We start from the raw sequence: 15,534 nt of genomic DNA, 5'->3' as shown, positions 1-15,534 counted from the left end.
GGCAGCTTCAGCATGGCCTTGGCGTAAAAGGCATAGGGGTCGGCCTGCAGCCGATCGACGTCGGTCACAGATATTCGGCGCGGACGGAGGGCGGCGGGCGGCGTCGGGGCGGGTCGCCGGGTCATCGGCGCCGGCGTATCGGGCGTATCGATCGCCGCCGCCAGCGCCACGATCCGGTCGTCATGCTCGATGCCTCCGGTCATCGCGTCGAGCCGCAGCCAGAAGCGCGAGGCAATCGTCGGCGACCGGGCATCGCGCCTGGCCCGGGTGATCAGGACCTCACGCCCGCCCAGCGCCGTCGCCAAATCGTGCGCCGCCAGCCCGACCCGCCGCTCAAGCCCGCCGAGCCCCAGTTCGATGCGGACGCGCGGGGCCAGCCACGGATCGGGCGCGGGGCTTGCGGGCCAGTTACCCTCGTTCAGTCCGCCCAGTATCAGCAGGTCGGCCTGTTGCAGCCGCGCCTCCAGCAATCCCCAAATGGCAATGCGTGGATGGCCGCCCTGCGGCGGGCGCACCGCAATCTCACCCATCAATTGCCGGAGCAATGGCACCAGTGCGTCGCTGTCGAAATCATGGGGCCCTTCATCACTGTTCGCCGCCAGTGCATCGAACAGGTCGGCCGCCGCCCGGCCCGCCGGACCCGCCCATGCGGCGTCGCCCGCAATCGTCTGGACACCCACCCTGACCGCTTCAATCTGCGAACCGAGCGTCGAACGGGGTTCCGCAAAGGCGGTTTCCAAAGGTTTTAACAGTGGGATGACGTCATTCCACCATGATTTGGCGCGGTTGCGGAGCACAGATGTACGTTTTTCACCCGCTTCGAGGAACGCCGACAGCCCCGCCAGACCCGGCGCCGGACGTGGCCCCCGGACGGCGAGGTCCAGGTCGCGGGCACCGTTCAACCAGTCGCCGCGCCCCTCGCTCTGCACCAGCGGATGCTTCAGCAGCGCCAGCAGCGCAACCGGCGCGAACCGCTCGACCGCCGCCGTCGCCACCGCCAGGATGAGCGTCCCCGCAGGCGTGTCGCCCAGCGCCCGTCCGGCTGAATCATCGGCGTCGATCCCCCACCGTTTCAGGTGCGCGACAACCCGCTCCGCCAGAATCCGGTCGGGCGTGATCAGCGCAGCGGTTTTTGTCGGCGTCTCCAGCGCCTCCCGCAGCGCGATCGCGATCCCCTGCGCCTCGTCGGCGGGGGTCGCGAACACCGCATTGGTCACCCCTTTCAGCCTAACCTGTTGCGGGGGCAGGATATTCCACTTGGCGGTGAATTGGGCGGGCGCAAACGCATTGGACACCGCCCGCGCCCGCACCGCCAGCCGCGCCCGCCCGTCGCCCCACCGCCACCGCTTCACGTCGCTGCGATTGACGCGAAGGGCGTCAAGCACTGTTCTCAGGTGATATTGCGGGTGACTTTCCATGTCTTTTGAATGGATTGCGTCCCACTCCTCATCCGGGCTGGCAAGATCAACCCCCGGCAGGACCACCATCCCCCGCGCCATTCGCGAAACGGTGTAAAGTAGATGCTTTACCAACTTGGCCGAACTGGTGATCCCCGCCGCCACCACAAAATCCGGCGGCGGCGAAACTGCCCAGTTTTCCGCCGTTCTCCGCAGCAATATGTTGCGCCGGGTCACCAGGTCGATCCGCCCGATCCGCGCCAGCTCCTCCGGCCACCGGTCCAGCAACACCGCGAACAGGTCGAGCGACTTTTGCCAGTGCACCGACAATTCCGCCCTGACCTGCACCTCGCGCAATCGGCCCGGCGCGATCTCCTCGGCCAGCAGCTGGTCCAGCGTCGCCGCCAATTCGGTCGCCAGCCGCAATGCCTCTGCGGCATCGACCTGCGACCGCGCGATGGCCCGCTCCTGCTGGATCAGCCGGGCCAGGATAAACCGCCGCTGCAGAGGGTCGACCGCGGGCGGAACCGGTGCGGCGTCGGCGGGGTCAAACGCAGCGCCCAACGCCTCCTCCCCGACATCGCCGACCGCCACCAGCCGCGGCAGCAACAGCCCGCCCTCCGCCCGCCGCACGAACGCATCGGTGAGAGCGCGCGCGGCGCGGTTGTTGGGGACCAGGATCATCCCGCGCGCCAACGCCATCCGGTCGTGCCCGAACATCGCGATCAGCCCGTTGACCAGCGCATCGGCAAAGCTCCGGTGCACAGGAATCGTATAAACCGCAGGCGTAACCCGCTCAGCCATCGCCGAGGAGCGCCTCTGTCCGGGCAATCGCGCCCGGCGTGCCGACATCGAACCACAGCCCCTGGTAAACGACGCCGAATGCACGGCTAGCGGCAATGGCGCGGTTCCAGAAGACGTTGGTCGAAAACGCGTCCGACGGCGGATCGACCAGCAATCGCTTGGAGATCAGCTGGATCCCGGTGAACACGAACGGTGCCAGCCGCCCCGGCTTGCGCCGCGCGATCTGCCCGATCGCATCCATATGGAAATCGCCCTTGCCGCTATGGCAATTCGCGCGCGCCAGTGGCACCAGCAGTAACAGCGCATCCATTTCGGCATCGTCCCAGCGGTTGGCCAGCAAACTGATCGCGTCGGTGGGCCCATCGACCCACAGATTATCGCTGTTGACCGTCAGCACCGGGTCCTCGTCCAGCAGCGGGAGGGCCGCCATCAACCCGCCCCCGGTTTCGAGCAGCTTTGCCCGCTCATCGGAAATGACGATTTCGAGTCCATGCTTGTGCCGCTGCAAATGCGCCTCCAGCGACCCCGCCAGATAGTGCACGTTGACGACGGCGCGTTCGATCCCGCTCGCTGCCAACCGAGCCAGCGCGTGGTCGATCAGTGCCTTGCCCGAGACCGTGACCAGCGGCTTGGGACGGCTTGCGGTCAGTGGACGCATCCGCTTGCCCAGCCCGGCCGCCATCACCATCGCCGTCCTTGGTTTGACGGGGTTCATTCGGTCGGAAGCGCCCATGCCGGGGCGCGCTTTTCAGGAGGCACGTTGTCGTTGAACCATGCCGCGACCTGCACCAGCGCCGGATGCTCCAGGTCACGCTCCAGATACGCCCAGACGCGGGGCAGATAATCAAGGTAGCGGGGCTTGCCGTCGCGCTTCCACAGGCGCGTGAAAATCCCGAGGATCTTGGCGTTCCGCTGCGCGCCCAGAATCGCATAGGCAGCATCGAAATCGCGATCGACCACATCGCTGTAGAGCGCGCGCATTTCGGCTTCCAGTTCGGCAGAAACGTCGCGGCGCGCGTCCTGCAACAACGAAACCAGGTCATAGGCCGGGTGCCCCGCCAACGCGTCCTGGAAGTCCAGCAGGCCAAACCCCGACAGCCCGGCCCGTCCGTGGATCAGCATGATGTTTTCGGCGTGATAGTCGCGCAACACCGTGACCGTCTTGGCGTCCTCGATGGTGGCAAAGGCACTGTCCCAAGCCGACCGATACGCCACTTCATCGACGACTAGGGATACGGCAGGACAATACCATTCGGCGAACAGCCCCGCCTCGCGCTGCAGTTCCTTGCGCGAAAAGGGCGGCAGATCGGCGGCAGGATGCTGGTGCAGCCGCTTTAGCAACCGCACAACATCCGCATAAATTTCCTGTTCGGACTCCGGTTGGGCATCGACCGTCTCGCGCATCCGGGCATCCCCGAAATCCTCAAGCAGGACCAGCCCGTGGTCGAGGTCGCTACCCAGGATCGCGGGTGCCGAGAACCCCAGTCCCGTCAGATGTTCGGCGATGCGGATAAAGGGGCGTGGATCCTCATGCGGCGGCGGTGCGTCCATCAACACCGCCTGCCGCCCGGGAGCGACGATACGGAAATAGCGCCGGAACGAGGCATCGCCTGCCAGCGGCAGGATCTGGGCTCCTGCCCAACCGCAGCGCGTCAGAAAATCAGGGGCGGCGGCGGGAGGAATCATCGGATCGGCCATCGCTCATTCCAAGACGGCGGCACCTGCGCTGTCAAGCGTCGCCCGGTCCCGTCCACCGCCAGATCGATCCGCAACGCATCCTGCCACAGCCGATCGCCCATTTGTTCGGGCCATTCGATCAACAGGATAGTGTCCATCCGAGCATCGTCCAGACCCAGTTCGTCGACCTGCGAAGGGTCGTCCAACCGGTACAAGTCGATGTGCCAGACCGGCAGCCGCACGTCGGGAACATCATAGGGGATGACCAGTCCGAAACTGGGGCTTGGAACTTCGCCAGCAAAGCCAAGGGCCTCGACAAATCCACGGGCCAGGCCAGTCTTGCCTGCGCCGAGCTGTCCCGAAAGGGCAATGACATCGCCCGCCCGGGCTACCGACGCCAGTCGCCGGCCGACATTTTTGGTTGCCGCTTCGTCGGCCAAGAACATCAGCGGCTCAAGGCGATCTGGACCGCAGTGCCTTCGCCAGGTTCCGCCATGGCGGTCACGACGCCGCCCGCCGGGCCGACGAGCGCCCGCACCCGCGTCAGCATCTCGTGGTCGGCCCCCGATCCCGCGCCGTCGTCTGAAACCACCAGCAACGCCCCCTCTGCGCTGCCGCTGGCATGGAGCAGGATACGCCCGCCTGCCGGGGTGTCGGCGCTGGCCCCGGCCAACAGCAAGCCGATCGCTTCTCTCAGCGGCCTCGCGTCGCCACCGACACGACCGGTATCGGCCGCCAGGTCACGGACCAGCAACTGGCCTTTTGCAGCCACCGCAGCCTGGTGCTCGGTCGCCGCCCCTTCGAGCAGCTTGATCAGGTCGACGGTCTCACGATCGACTGCAATCAACTGGGCGTCGCTTTGCGTCATCTGGAGCACGTCGTCGACCAGCATCCCCAGCTTGGCAACCGACTCCAGAATCGCCTTTACATATTCGCTGGCCTGGTCGCTGAGCGTGCCGGCATAGCCCTGCGCGAGCATTTCACTGAACCCGCCGATCGACGTCAATGGTGTCCGCAGTTCATAGCTCATGTTGGCGACGAAGGCGGACTTGACCCGGTCCGCCGCCTCCAATGCGTCGGTACGGTCGCGCAGCGCCCGTTCGATCCGGCGACTGTCGGTGATGTCCAGCATCGTGAATAACGCATTGCCGTCGGGCAACGGAACGGCTGCGAATTCGAAATGGCGTCCGTCCTTCAACGATACCCGGCCACTGCGTGCCTTACGCTCGATGGTCGCGGTCCGCACCAGGTCGCGCATCAGCGAAGCGCGCTGTGGACTGGAAAGAATCGGCGCGGCGGCCTCTGCCAGCACGTCGACGCGCGGGTGGGATGCGAGCAGCGCTTCGTCAAAGCCCCATACTTGGCGAAACTTGTTATTCCAGACGTGCAGCCGCCCATCGCCTGCGAACACGCCGATGGCTTCGAACAGATTGTCGAACGTCGCCTCGCGGACCCGCAACAGGGTATCGCGGGCGCTCGCCAACTGAACCTGTTCGGTGCGATCCTCAAAGATGAGCAGCAGGCCCGCGTCGGGCAGCGGCTGTGCGACCACGCGCAGGTGCGATCCCCCAGCGAGCAACCATGCTTCCTCGGTCGCGCCGTCGGTATTGGTAAACCACTCCCGGCGCTCGGCCTTCCAGCCGGGAAAGTCGCGCACTTCGGGGACGCGGCCAGCTTCGCGCATGCGTTCCAGGACACGGTCGAATTCGGGACGGTCGGCAACCCACTCAGGCTTCAGCGCAAACATCCGCTGGAACGGCATGTTGCAGAATGTCAGGCTGCGGTCGGCACCGAACTGCGCCACGCCTGCCGATAGCCGGTCGAGCGTATCGCGCTGGGCATCGGCGAAGCGCCGGTAAGCGCCATGCGCGCGTTCCAGATCATCGTTGTCGAGCGCATATCCCGCGACGCCCGCATCGCCCAGGGGCACGTCCACGATCCGAACCGAACGGCGTTGCCCCGCAATTGTGGCGGGCACAGTTCGTGACCGGACTTCACCGGCATCGCGCGCTGCTGAAGCGGCTGCGATCGGCCCGACCCCGCCGGCAACTTCGACCAGTTCCAGCCCGCGCGCGACGGCATCCTCGGCGCTCGCGGCATCGACCGCCTCGACATAGGCGCGGTTGACCAGGGTCAGGCGCAGGTCGGAGCCCCTGTGCCACATCGGAATGGGGGCGGCTTCGATCAGCTGGGTGAGGGCATCGAACGCCTTGGTCAGGCGCGTGACTTCGTTGCCCAGGGTGACGATCTCGGCCTGGCTTTCGGTCGCGTCATAGATCCAGACCAGGACGCCGCCGCCCAACGCACCGGGCGCGGGCGCGCCGCGCATCAGCAGCGTCCGGCTGGATTCTTGTGGTCGCATTGACCGGATAAAGGATTTTGCGCTCTTTTGTGCCGCCGTGACGTCACGCGCCAGGGCGGTCGCGTCGGTATCGGTCAGGCCGTTGCCGGTCCCCGCGAAATCCACGATGAAATTGGGCACCCGACCGAGGCCGAGCCAGTCACCGAGCTTTTCGGGCGCATCGATCCGGCCGTCGGGCCTGACCAGCAGCGGCAATGCGGGCGATGCCCCCAGCAACTGGGCCAACCGTTCGGATTCTGTGGCCGCATCGGCGGCGCGTCGCCGCATCAACAGGCCGGAGAACACCGACCATGCCGCTGCAATTGTCCACAGGGCCAGAATGACGCCCGCAATCGCGGCGTGGCCGGTCGTGAGCGTCATCATGAGAAGAAAATACCGGCCATCGCGATTGCCTTAGAGCCAGTCGCGATGCTTTTAAACGGGGTCAGTAGCGATAATGATCGGGCTTGAACGGACCATCGATGCTGACGCCGATGTAACCGGCCTGCTTGGGGGTCAGTTTCGTCATCTTCACGCCCAGCTTTTCGAGATGGAGCGCAGCCACTTTCTCGTCCAGATGCTTTGGCAACACATAGACTTCGTTCTTGTAGTTCGACTGGTTCGTCCACAGCTCGATCTGTGCCAGCACCTGATTGGTAAAGCTGGCCGACATCACGAACGAGGGATGGCCCGTCGCACAGCCGAGGTTTACGAGGCGCCCCTTGGCAAGGACGATGATCTGCTTGCCGTCGGGAAATTCGACCAGGTCGGTGCCGGGCTTCACTTCGGTCCATTTGTAGTTGGACAAAGCGGCAATCTGGATCTCGCTGTCGAAATGGCCGATGTTCGACACGATCGCCATCGGCTTCATCGCGCGCATGTGATCGGCGGTGATGACGTCGGCATTACCCGTTGCCGTCACAAAGATGTCGGCGCGGGTCACGGCCTCTTCCATCGTGACGACTTCGAAGCCCTCCATGGCTGCTTGCAATGCGCAGATGGGATCGACTTCGGTGACCATGACGCGCGCCCCGCCGTTGCGAAGCGACTGGGCCGAACCCTTGCCGACATCACCGAATCCGGCAACGCAGGCGATCTTGCCGGCCAGCATGACGTCGGTCGCGCGACGGATGGCATCGACCAGCGATTCCTTGCAGCCATACAGATTGTCGAACTTCGACTTGGTGACGCTGTCGTTGACGTTGATCGCGGGAAACGGCAACTCGCCCTTCTTGGCGATTTCGTAAAGGCGATGGACGCCGGTGGTGGTCTCTTCCGAAACGCCCTTCAGGTTTTTCACGGTCTCCGTCAGATAGCCGGGGCGCTTGGCGATGAACGCTTTCAGCGCGCGCTGGAATTCGACTTCTTCCTCGTTCTCAGGCTCGCCGAAGCTCAGCCCGGCTTCGAGTTTTGCACCCCAGAGCGCGAACATCGTCGCATCGCCACCATCGTCCAGGATGATGTTCGACGTCACGTCGCCCCAGTCGAAGATGCGCCCGACATAGTCCCAATAGTCCGCCAGGCTTTCGCCCTTGATCGCGAATACGGAAACGCCGGTCGCCGCGATCGCGGCGGCGGCATGATCCTGTGTCGAAAAGATGTTGCAGGTTGCCCAGCGCACATCGGCACCAAGGGCTGTCAATGTCTCGATCAATACGGCGGTCTGGATCGTCATGTGCAGTGAGCCGACGATGCGCGCACCTCTCAGTGGTTGCGCGGTGCCAAATTCGGTCCGCAGCGCCATCAGGCCGGGCATTTCTGTCTCGGCAATGTCAATCTCACGACGGCCGAACTCGGCCAGGCTGATGTCGGCAATCACATAATCTTTGGTGTTAGTGTTCGCTGCTGCGGTCGCCACAGGGTGTCTCCGGGGAAAGGACTGGATGCGCCGCCCCTACCCGCGGCAAACACCGAAAGCAAATATAAAGATGTCTTTATATGTGCATTAGGGCGCGCCCGAAATGGTCAATGCACCTTGCCATGTCGCAGGCGAGCGCCGACATGGACGTCGACATAATTGGAGAGCGTTCATGACAATTTCGATCGGCGACAAAATTCCCTCGGGCAACCTGATCAAGGTGTCGGAAACTGGACCCGAGCCCGTCTCGACCGACACGTATTTCGCAGGCCGCAAGGTCGCGCTGTTTTCGGTGCCGGGAGCGTTCACGCCGACCTGCTCAGCCAAGCATCTCCCGGGCTTTGTCGAAAAGGCCAGCGATTTGATGGCCAAGGGTATCGACGAGATTGCCTGCACCGCGGTCAACGATGCCTTTGTGATGAGCGCATGGGGCAAGGCTCAGGGCGTCGATGGCAAGGTCACGATGCTGGCGGACGGCAACGGCGACTTTGTGAAGTCGCTGGGGCTTGATTTTGACGGCAGCAAGTTCGGCATGGGTTCGCGCGGCCAGCGGTTCTCGATGCTGGTCAACGATGGCGTCGTCGAACAGCTCAACATCGAAGCCGGCGGTGAATTTCGCGTCAGTGCAGCGGATTACCTGCTCGAACAGGTCTGATACCGGCTGCCCTTCCTCCGGAATGCGGAGGGAGGGCGTCTTGCTCCGTTCACATTCCCCGCGTAACGATCGGCCATGACAGCCCAATCAGGACGCGTGCTGGTCGATCAGCTCGATCATCTATTCAATGCCGCCACCGCCCGCCTCCATGCCGCTATCCGGACCTATGTGTTAAACGGCACGCGCCCCGACCCCGCATCGCGCACCGACGGCAGTTTTGCCTATCCCGAAATCAGATTGCATTATGCGGGCGAAAGTAACGCCGAGATCCCCGCGCGATCCTTCGGCCGACTGACCGAGCACGGCTATTACGCGACCAGCGTCACGCGCCCCCGCCTGTTTGCGGATTACCTTACCGAACAACTCGACCTGCTGATCGCCGATTATGATGTCACCGTCGAAGTCGGTCCCGGCCGCCAGGAAATCCCCTTTCCCTATGTGCTCGATGGCGAAATCGATCTCGACCAGGTCAGCGCAATCGACCTCGCACGCTGGTTCCCGACGACCGAACTAGCGCACATCGGCGATGAAATCGCCGACGGAATTTTCGATGCGGGAGTTGAGGGCGCGCGGCCATTGGCGCTGTTCGATGGCCTCCGCACCGATTTCTCGCTTGCTCGCCTGCGTCACTATACCGGCACGCCGCCAGAGGATGTCCAGCGCTACGTCCTGTTCACGAACTACCATCGCTATGTCGACGAATTCGCACGCTGGGCGGTCGAACAATTAAAAGGCGACGCCCCCTATACCCATCTGTCGGGAGCAGGCGGCGTGATCGTCACCCGCGGCACGCCCAACCCGGAAGTGGCCATCACCGACAGCGCGTGGCGTCGCCACCAGATGCCCGCATGGCACCTTTGTGCGCCCGATCGCAGCGGCATTACGCTGGTCAACATCGGCGTCGGCCCCTCCAATGCAAAGACCATTACCGACCATATGGCGGTGATGCGGCCCGAAGCGTGGCTGATGATCGGGCATTGTGGCGGCCTGCGGCCCAGCCAGCGGATCGGCGACTATGTCCTCGCCCACGCCTATCTGCGCGACGATCATGTGCTGGACGAGGTCCTGCCCCCCGAAATTCCCGTGCCCGCGATTGCCGAAGTCCAGCAAGCCCTCGCGCGCGCCGCTGAAATTGTCTCCGGCGAAAGCGGAGAAGTGTTGAAGCGCCGCCTCCGCACCGGCACGATTGTCACGACCGACGACCGCAACTGGGAATTGATGTATTCCAAAAGCGCCTTGCGGTTTTCGCAGTCGCGCGCTGTTGGCATCGACATGGAATCGGCCACGATTGCTGCCCAAGGCTATCGTTTCCGCGTCCCCTACGGCACGCTATTGTGCGTGTCTGACAAGCCTTTGCACGGCGAACTGAAACTTCCGGGCCAGGCGAACCGATTTTACGAACGGGCGATCAACGAACATATGCGGATTGGGATTGAGGCTTGCAACGAACTGCGGCGGGAGGGGGCGAAACTACACTCACGAAAACTGCGCGCGTTCAACGAGCCGCCTTTTAGATAAGAAGGCGGCCCATCGCGTTAGTGACTTCACCCATGGCGTGATCGTCGAGAGAGCCAGCCTTTCGGACGACAAGTTTAACATCAATGGTGAACAATTTCATGCGGACGACCGAGGGGATCGTTAGTCCCGATGCCTCCATCTGATGATAGGCGTGTCGAGTAGCCAAGTCGATTTCTTTGCCCCGGTCACCATCGCGCAAATGATTTGTCCGGTTACCGAATCAACACCTATGCGCGAAACGACGAGCACAGGGCGAACTTTCTGTGTGGCGGAATCGGTGAATGGAAATGGAACGACGACAATATCGCCAAGTTCAAAGAACGCGATACCCTTCTTCGTCTTCGTCGCTCAGCCATTCGTCGGCAAGCGTCGCGCCGATCGCGGCGTGCCATTCCTGGTCGATCGGCTGTCTAACCTTGCGCGTACCAAGAATTCAATATGGCCCAAGAGCCCCGCGCAAATAACCTACATTGCTAAAGTTCTCATCAGCGATCTTAACGCGAAGTACGGTCGGCAGACGGCCTAAGCCGCCTCGCCCGCGCCCTCTTTCTTGGCCGAATAGACCCGCACCGGTTCCTTGGTGCCAGCAACCACGTCCTTGTCGATCATCACCTCATCGACACCGTCCATGCTCGGCAGATCGAACATCGTGTCGAGCAGGATGCTCTCCAGAATTGACCGCAACCCGCGCGCGCCAGTTTTCCGTTCGATGCCCTTCTTGGCAATCGCCACCAGTGCATCGTCGGTAAAGCCGAGGTCGACGTCCTCCATCTCGAACAGCTTTTTATACTGTTTGACGAGGGCATTTTTCGGCTCGGTCAAAATCTTGATCAGCGCGTCGGTGTCAAGATCCTCCAGCGTCGCGATGACCGGCAGGCGACCGACGAATTCCGGGATCAACCCGAACTTCAGCAAATCTTCCGGTTCGCAGCTCTGCAATGTCTGTCCCACCCGGCGTTCGTCCGGCCCGGCGACATGCGCGCCGAAGCCGATCGACTTGCCCTGCAAACGATCGCCGATGATCTTTTCCAGTCCCGAGAACGCGCCACCGCAAATAAACAGGATGTTGGTCGTGTCGACCTGCAGGAACTCCTGCTGCGGATGTTTGCGGCCGCCCTGTGGGGGCACCGAAGCCGTCGTGCCTTCCATTAGTTTCAGCAGCGCCTGCTGGACGCCCTCGCCACTCACGTCGCGTGTGATCGACGGGTTTTCCGCCTTGCGCGAAATCTTGTCGATCTCGTCGATATAGACGATGCCGCGCTGGGCACGCTCGACATTGTAATCGGATGCCTGCAACAGCTTCAGGATGATGTTTTCGACATCCTCGCCAACATAACCGGCCTCGGTCAGGGTCGTCGCATCCGCCATTGTGAACGGCACGTCGAGGATGCGGGCAAGCGTCTGGGCCAGCAGCGTTTTGCCGCACCCCGTCGGCCCGACCAGCAGGATATTAGACTTGGCAAGCTCGACATCGGCACCCTTGGCGCCGTGATTGAGCCGCTTGTAATGGTTGTGGACAGCCACCGACAGCACGCGCTTGGCCTTTTTCTGGCCGATTACATAATCGTCGAGAACATCGCAGATTTCCTGCGGCGTCGGCACGCCCCCGTCCTTTTTGCTAACCAGAGCGGACTTGGTTTCTTCGCGGATAATGTCGTTGCACAGGTCGACGCACTCGTCGCAGATGAATACCGTCGGACCTGCGATCAGTTTCCTGACCTCGTGCTGCGACTTGCCGCAGAATGAGCAATAAAGCGTGCTCTTGGAGTCGCTGCCGCTGAGCTTCGTCATTCAAACCTTCCTTTGAAACCATTGGGGGAACCCATTTGGCTTCGGGTGCATGTTACCGTCACAATCCTAACGGGCAATGCTGAATATGTCATGACCCCCTCACCCCAAAGCGCGAGAGGGGCATTGGATCAGGCGTCCTCAGCGACGGTCGGGCGCTTTTCGAAAACCTCGTCGATCAGGCCAAACGCCTTCGCCTCGTCGGCTTCAAGGAAATTATCACGGTCCATCGCCTTTTCGATCTCTTCTAGCTGCTTGCCGGTGTATTTCGCATACAGCGTGTTCAGCCGGTGACGCATCCGCAGGATTTCCTTGGCCTGGATCTCGATATCCGAGGCCATGCCCTGCGCGCCACCCGAAGGCTGGTGGATCATGATGCGGCTGTTGGTCAGCGCGACACGCATGCCGGGCTCTCCCGCGGCAAGCAGGAACGAACCCATCGAAGCGCACTGCCCGATACAGACCGTGCCGACCTTGGGACGAATATATTGCATCGTATCATGGATCGCGAGGCCCGCCGTGACGACGCCGCCCGGCGAGTTGATGTACATGAAGATGTCTTTCTTGGGATTTTCCGACTCAAGAAAAAGCAGCTGTGCGGTGATGACGGTTGCCATGTGATCCTCGACGCCACCGGTGACGAAGATGATGCGTTCACGCAACAGACGCGAGTAAATGTCGAAGCTGCGCTCGCCGCGGGTCGATTGCTCGATCACGATGGGAACGAGGCCGCCGATGATGTCGGCGTGGTCGGGCGTGCTCATGCGGGTAATCTTCCTATCCTTTTGCCAAAGCCTATTTCGGCGGTCGGAGCGAAAGGTTCAACCCCCCGGCGCGGGGTGCGCGAGATAAGCGAGCCTGCGAACTTCCCGACGCCCACGAACAACGGTGTCGAGGATAAGCCCGCAAAACCCGTTGAGCGCGGACAGGATCATCAGGCCGGTCACCAGTATGGCAGTCGGGAAGCGCGGCACCAGGCCCGTATTTGCAAATGTGATCACGAGCGGGATCGCGAGCACTATCGCAACCAAGGCGAACAGGCCCGCGACACTCCCGAAAAAGAGTAGCGGCCGTTCAAAGCGGAATAGCATCGCGATGGTCTTCAGAATGCGCCAACCGTCGGCATAAGTGTTGAGTTTGGACACCGACCCAACGGGCCGCGCCGCATAGGCGGTGACGATTTCGGCAACGGGCATCCTCAGTTCGAGTGCATGGACGCTGATTTCGGTTTCGATCTCGAAGCCCGCCGACAGCACCGGAAAACTTTTTACAAAGCGTCGAGAAAACACCCGATAACCGCTCAATATGTCGCTGAAGCTGCGACCGAAGGAGAGTGCGAGCGTGGTGGTCAGCATCGCGTTGCCCAGGCGATGCCCGCGCCGATAGGCTTCGTCGATCTCCGACCTTCGCGCGCCCACTATCATGTCGAGTTGCTCGTCCAGCATGCGCGCCACCATCGCCGGGGCTGCGGCTGATTCGTACGTCGCATCGCCGTCGGCCATGACATAAATGTCCGCCTCCACATCGGCAAACATCCGGCGCACCACATTGCCTTTGCCCTGCATGCGTTCGGTGCGGACGATCGCGCCCGCCTCCCGCGCAATCTCGCAGGTTCGATCGGTCGAATTATTATCGAAAACATAGATTATTGCGGCCGGCAAGGCCGCTGTAAATCCCGCCACCGTCTGCGCAATGGCGGCTTCCTCGTTGAAACACGGCAGCAGGACGGCAATGCGGACTTGTGGCGAATGCGCCATTGCTAACCCCCCGGTGACCGCAGGACTTCGTCGAAGCCCGGTCCCCTCCGCTTGTGGGAGAAGAACCGTGCTTCGACAAGGTCCGGTATGACGCCCTGGAGCTTAAGCCTTGCTGGCAGGCTTTTTAACAGCCTTGGGCTTGGCAGTTGCCTTTTCAGCAACAGGAGCCTCGGCAGCGGCTTCAACTTTCGGGGCTTTTTTGGCAGGCGCTTTCTTGGCGGGAACCGGTGCTTCTTCGGCTACCGGTTCAGGCGAAGCTTCAGCGGCAACGGCCTCTGCGTGCGCCTTCGACTTTTTCGGAGCAGCAGCCTTTTTGGCCTTTGGCTTTTCGTCATGTCCGTGATCACAGTCGGGTCCGTGCACATGGCCGGACGCGCCGTCCTCGGCTTCGATCTCAGCTTCCAGTTCCGCGCGGGCAACGACCCGGTCGGTGATCTCGGCCTTGGCGAATAGCAGGTCGACGACCTTGTCCTCGTACAACGGCGCACGCAACTGCGCAGCCGCCATCGGCTCCTGCTGGACATATTGCATGAAGCGATCGCGCTGCTCTTTGGGGTATTGCTGAGCGGCCTGCGCGACCAGTCGGCTCATCTCGGCCTGCGTGATTTCGACTCCGTTTGCCTGTCCGATCTCGGATAGCAGCAAGCCCAGTCGAACGCGACGCTCGGCAATGCTGTGATACTCCTCGCGGTCGCCCTCCATCTCGGCAAGCGCGGCTTCCTTGTCGTCCTCATGGGACGCTTCATGTTCAAGCTGTGACCAGATCTGCTGGAACTCGGCTTCGACCATCGACGGCGGAACAGCGAAATCGTGCGCGCCCGCCAGATTGTCGAGCAGCTTGCGCTTCATGTGGGTCCGCGTCAGGCCGTTATGCTCCTGCTCGATCTGTCCTTTCAACAGCCCGCGCAGTTGCTCCAGGCTCTCGAGGCCGAGCGACTTGGCGAAATCCTCATCAGCAATCGCGGCTTTCGAAACCCTGACATCGGTGATCTTCAGGTCGAATGTCGCGGGCTTACCCTTCAGGTAATCGACGTTATAATCCTCGGGGAAGGTGACATTGATCTGCTTTTCGTCACCGGCCTTCACGCCGACGAGCTGGTCCTCGAACCCCGGAATCAGGCGACCGGTGCCGATCTCGACCGACATCCCCTCGCCCTTCCCGCCGTCGAACGGCTCGCCTTCGACCTTGCCGAGATAGTCCATGACGACCAGGTCGCCGGTCGCCGCAATATGACCCTCGGTGGCATCCTCGAATGATTTTTGCTGACCCAGCAACTGATCGATCTGCTCATCGACCAGCGCCTCGTCGACTTCGACGGTCAGGCGTTCCAGCTTGATACCGTCGATGACCGGTGCGGGCACGTCGGGCAGGATTTCCAGTTCGACGGTGATCGCGGCGTCCTTTCCGGGTTCGTAGCCGTCCGCAAGCGCCACCGAAGGCTGCATCGCGGGGCGGAAATTGTTGTCGGCAACAAGCTTTGAAACACCATTCTGGATGGCGGTGTTCAGGGCTTCCTGCTGAAGCGCGGGGCCGTGCATTTTGCGGACGAGGTTCGCGGGCACCTTGCCGGGGCGAAACCCGGGCATCTTCATCTGTGGCGCGACCTTGGTCACTTCGGCCTCGACCAGCGCGTCGATATCCTTGGCGGTAATGGTCAGCATGAAGGCGCGTTTCAGGCCTTCGTTCAGCGTCTCGGCAATCTGCATGTTGGTCAATATCCGAAAAAGAATTGGCGCGT

Annotated in this window: 13 protein-coding genes; 2 read left to right on the top strand and 11 right to left on the bottom strand. The window is 62.3% G+C overall.

The genetic code is table 11. The annotated features are described in order from the left end of the window. The 6 genes from addB to ahcY form a co-directional block, all read right to left on the bottom strand. On the bottom strand, nucleotides 1-2,201 hold a 2,201-nt coding region (addB, locus tag Q0R02_RS12315; protein ID WP_293883898.1), incomplete at its 3' end, for a double-strand break repair protein AddB. Then, nucleotides 2,194-2,916 (bottom strand): nucleotidyltransferase family protein, encoded by a 723-nt coding sequence (locus Q0R02_RS12310; protein WP_293883896.1) that lies wholly within the window; start codon nucleotides 2,914-2,916, stop codon nucleotides 2,194-2,196. The genes addB and Q0R02_RS12310, both read right to left, overlap by 8 nt. Continuing rightward, nucleotides 2,913-3,887 carry a phosphotransferase gene (locus Q0R02_RS12305; RefSeq protein ID WP_293883913.1) on the bottom strand — a complete coding sequence of 325 codons (975 nt, stop codon included), beginning with the start codon at nucleotides 3,885-3,887 and terminating at the stop codon, nucleotides 2,913-2,915. Before Q0R02_RS12305 ends, Q0R02_RS12310 begins: the two co-directional genes overlap by 4 nt. Then, entirely contained in the window at nucleotides 3,884-4,324 is a 441-nt protein-coding gene (tsaE, locus tag Q0R02_RS12300; RefSeq protein ID WP_293883894.1) for a tRNA (adenosine(37)-N6)-threonylcarbamoyltransferase complex ATPase subunit type 1 TsaE, read from the bottom strand. The genes Q0R02_RS12305 and tsaE overlap by 4 nt, the downstream gene beginning before the upstream one ends. Beyond that, nucleotides 4,324-6,600, bottom strand: coding sequence for a PAS domain-containing sensor histidine kinase (locus Q0R02_RS12295; protein ID WP_293883911.1), 2,277 nt, complete (start codon nucleotides 6,598-6,600; stop codon nucleotides 4,324-4,326). The genes tsaE and Q0R02_RS12295 overlap by 1 nt, the downstream gene beginning before the upstream one ends. Before the next feature lie 64 nt (nucleotides 6,601-6,664). Beyond that, nucleotides 6,665-8,077, bottom strand: coding sequence for an adenosylhomocysteinase (gene ahcY, locus Q0R02_RS12290; protein WP_293883892.1), 1,413 nt, complete (start codon nucleotides 8,075-8,077; stop codon nucleotides 6,665-6,667). A gap of 172 nt (nucleotides 8,078-8,249) precedes the next feature. Here ahcY and Q0R02_RS12285 point away from each other — a divergent pair, with 172 nt between their 5' ends. Beyond that, nucleotides 8,250-8,732, top strand: a complete 483-nt coding sequence (locus Q0R02_RS12285) for a peroxiredoxin (protein WP_293883890.1) — start codon at nucleotides 8,250-8,252, stop codon at nucleotides 8,730-8,732. 75 nt (nucleotides 8,733-8,807) lie between these two features. Continuing rightward, on the top strand, nucleotides 8,808-10,250 hold the full coding sequence (locus tag Q0R02_RS12280; protein WP_293883888.1) for an AMP nucleosidase: 1,443 nt from the start codon (nucleotides 8,808-8,810) through the stop codon (nucleotides 10,248-10,250). Nucleotides 10,251-10,370: 120 nt separating this feature from the next. Here the strand turns inward: Q0R02_RS12280 and Q0R02_RS13850 are convergent, their stop codons facing one another. From Q0R02_RS13850 to tig, 5 genes are all read right to left on the bottom strand, one after another. Then, nucleotides 10,371-10,499 (bottom strand): hypothetical protein, encoded by a 129-nt coding sequence (locus Q0R02_RS13850; RefSeq protein WP_367271471.1) that lies wholly within the window; start codon nucleotides 10,497-10,499, stop codon nucleotides 10,371-10,373. 273 nt (nucleotides 10,500-10,772) lie between these two features. After that, nucleotides 10,773-12,041, bottom strand: a complete 1,269-nt coding sequence (clpX, locus tag Q0R02_RS12270; protein WP_121152177.1) for an ATP-dependent Clp protease ATP-binding subunit ClpX — start codon at nucleotides 12,039-12,041, stop codon at nucleotides 10,773-10,775. A 128-nt stretch (nucleotides 12,042-12,169) separates the two neighbouring features. Beyond that, nucleotides 12,170-12,802 carry an ATP-dependent Clp protease proteolytic subunit gene (locus Q0R02_RS12265; protein ID WP_293883880.1) on the bottom strand — a complete coding sequence of 211 codons (633 nt, stop codon included), beginning with the start codon at nucleotides 12,800-12,802 and terminating at the stop codon, nucleotides 12,170-12,172. A 57-nt stretch (nucleotides 12,803-12,859) separates the two neighbouring features. Then, nucleotides 12,860-13,795 carry a glycosyltransferase family 2 protein gene (locus Q0R02_RS12260; protein ID WP_293883878.1) on the bottom strand — a complete coding sequence of 312 codons (936 nt, stop codon included), beginning with the start codon at nucleotides 13,793-13,795 and terminating at the stop codon, nucleotides 12,860-12,862. A gap of 102 nt (nucleotides 13,796-13,897) precedes the next feature. Continuing rightward, nucleotides 13,898-15,502: a trigger factor gene (gene tig / locus Q0R02_RS12255; RefSeq protein ID WP_293883876.1), complete on the bottom strand. Its 1,605-nt coding sequence runs from the start codon at nucleotides 15,500-15,502 to the stop codon at nucleotides 13,898-13,900. Nucleotides 15,503-15,534: the final 32 nt, after the last annotated feature.

It is taken from the genome of Sphingomonas sp. (assembly GCF_025353885.1).
GTDB lineage: Bacteria > Pseudomonadota > Alphaproteobacteria > Sphingomonadales > Sphingomonadaceae > Sphingomonas_O.
Note: the sequence above shows the minus strand (reverse complement) of the source record. Positions and strands in the feature narration are given on the sequence as shown.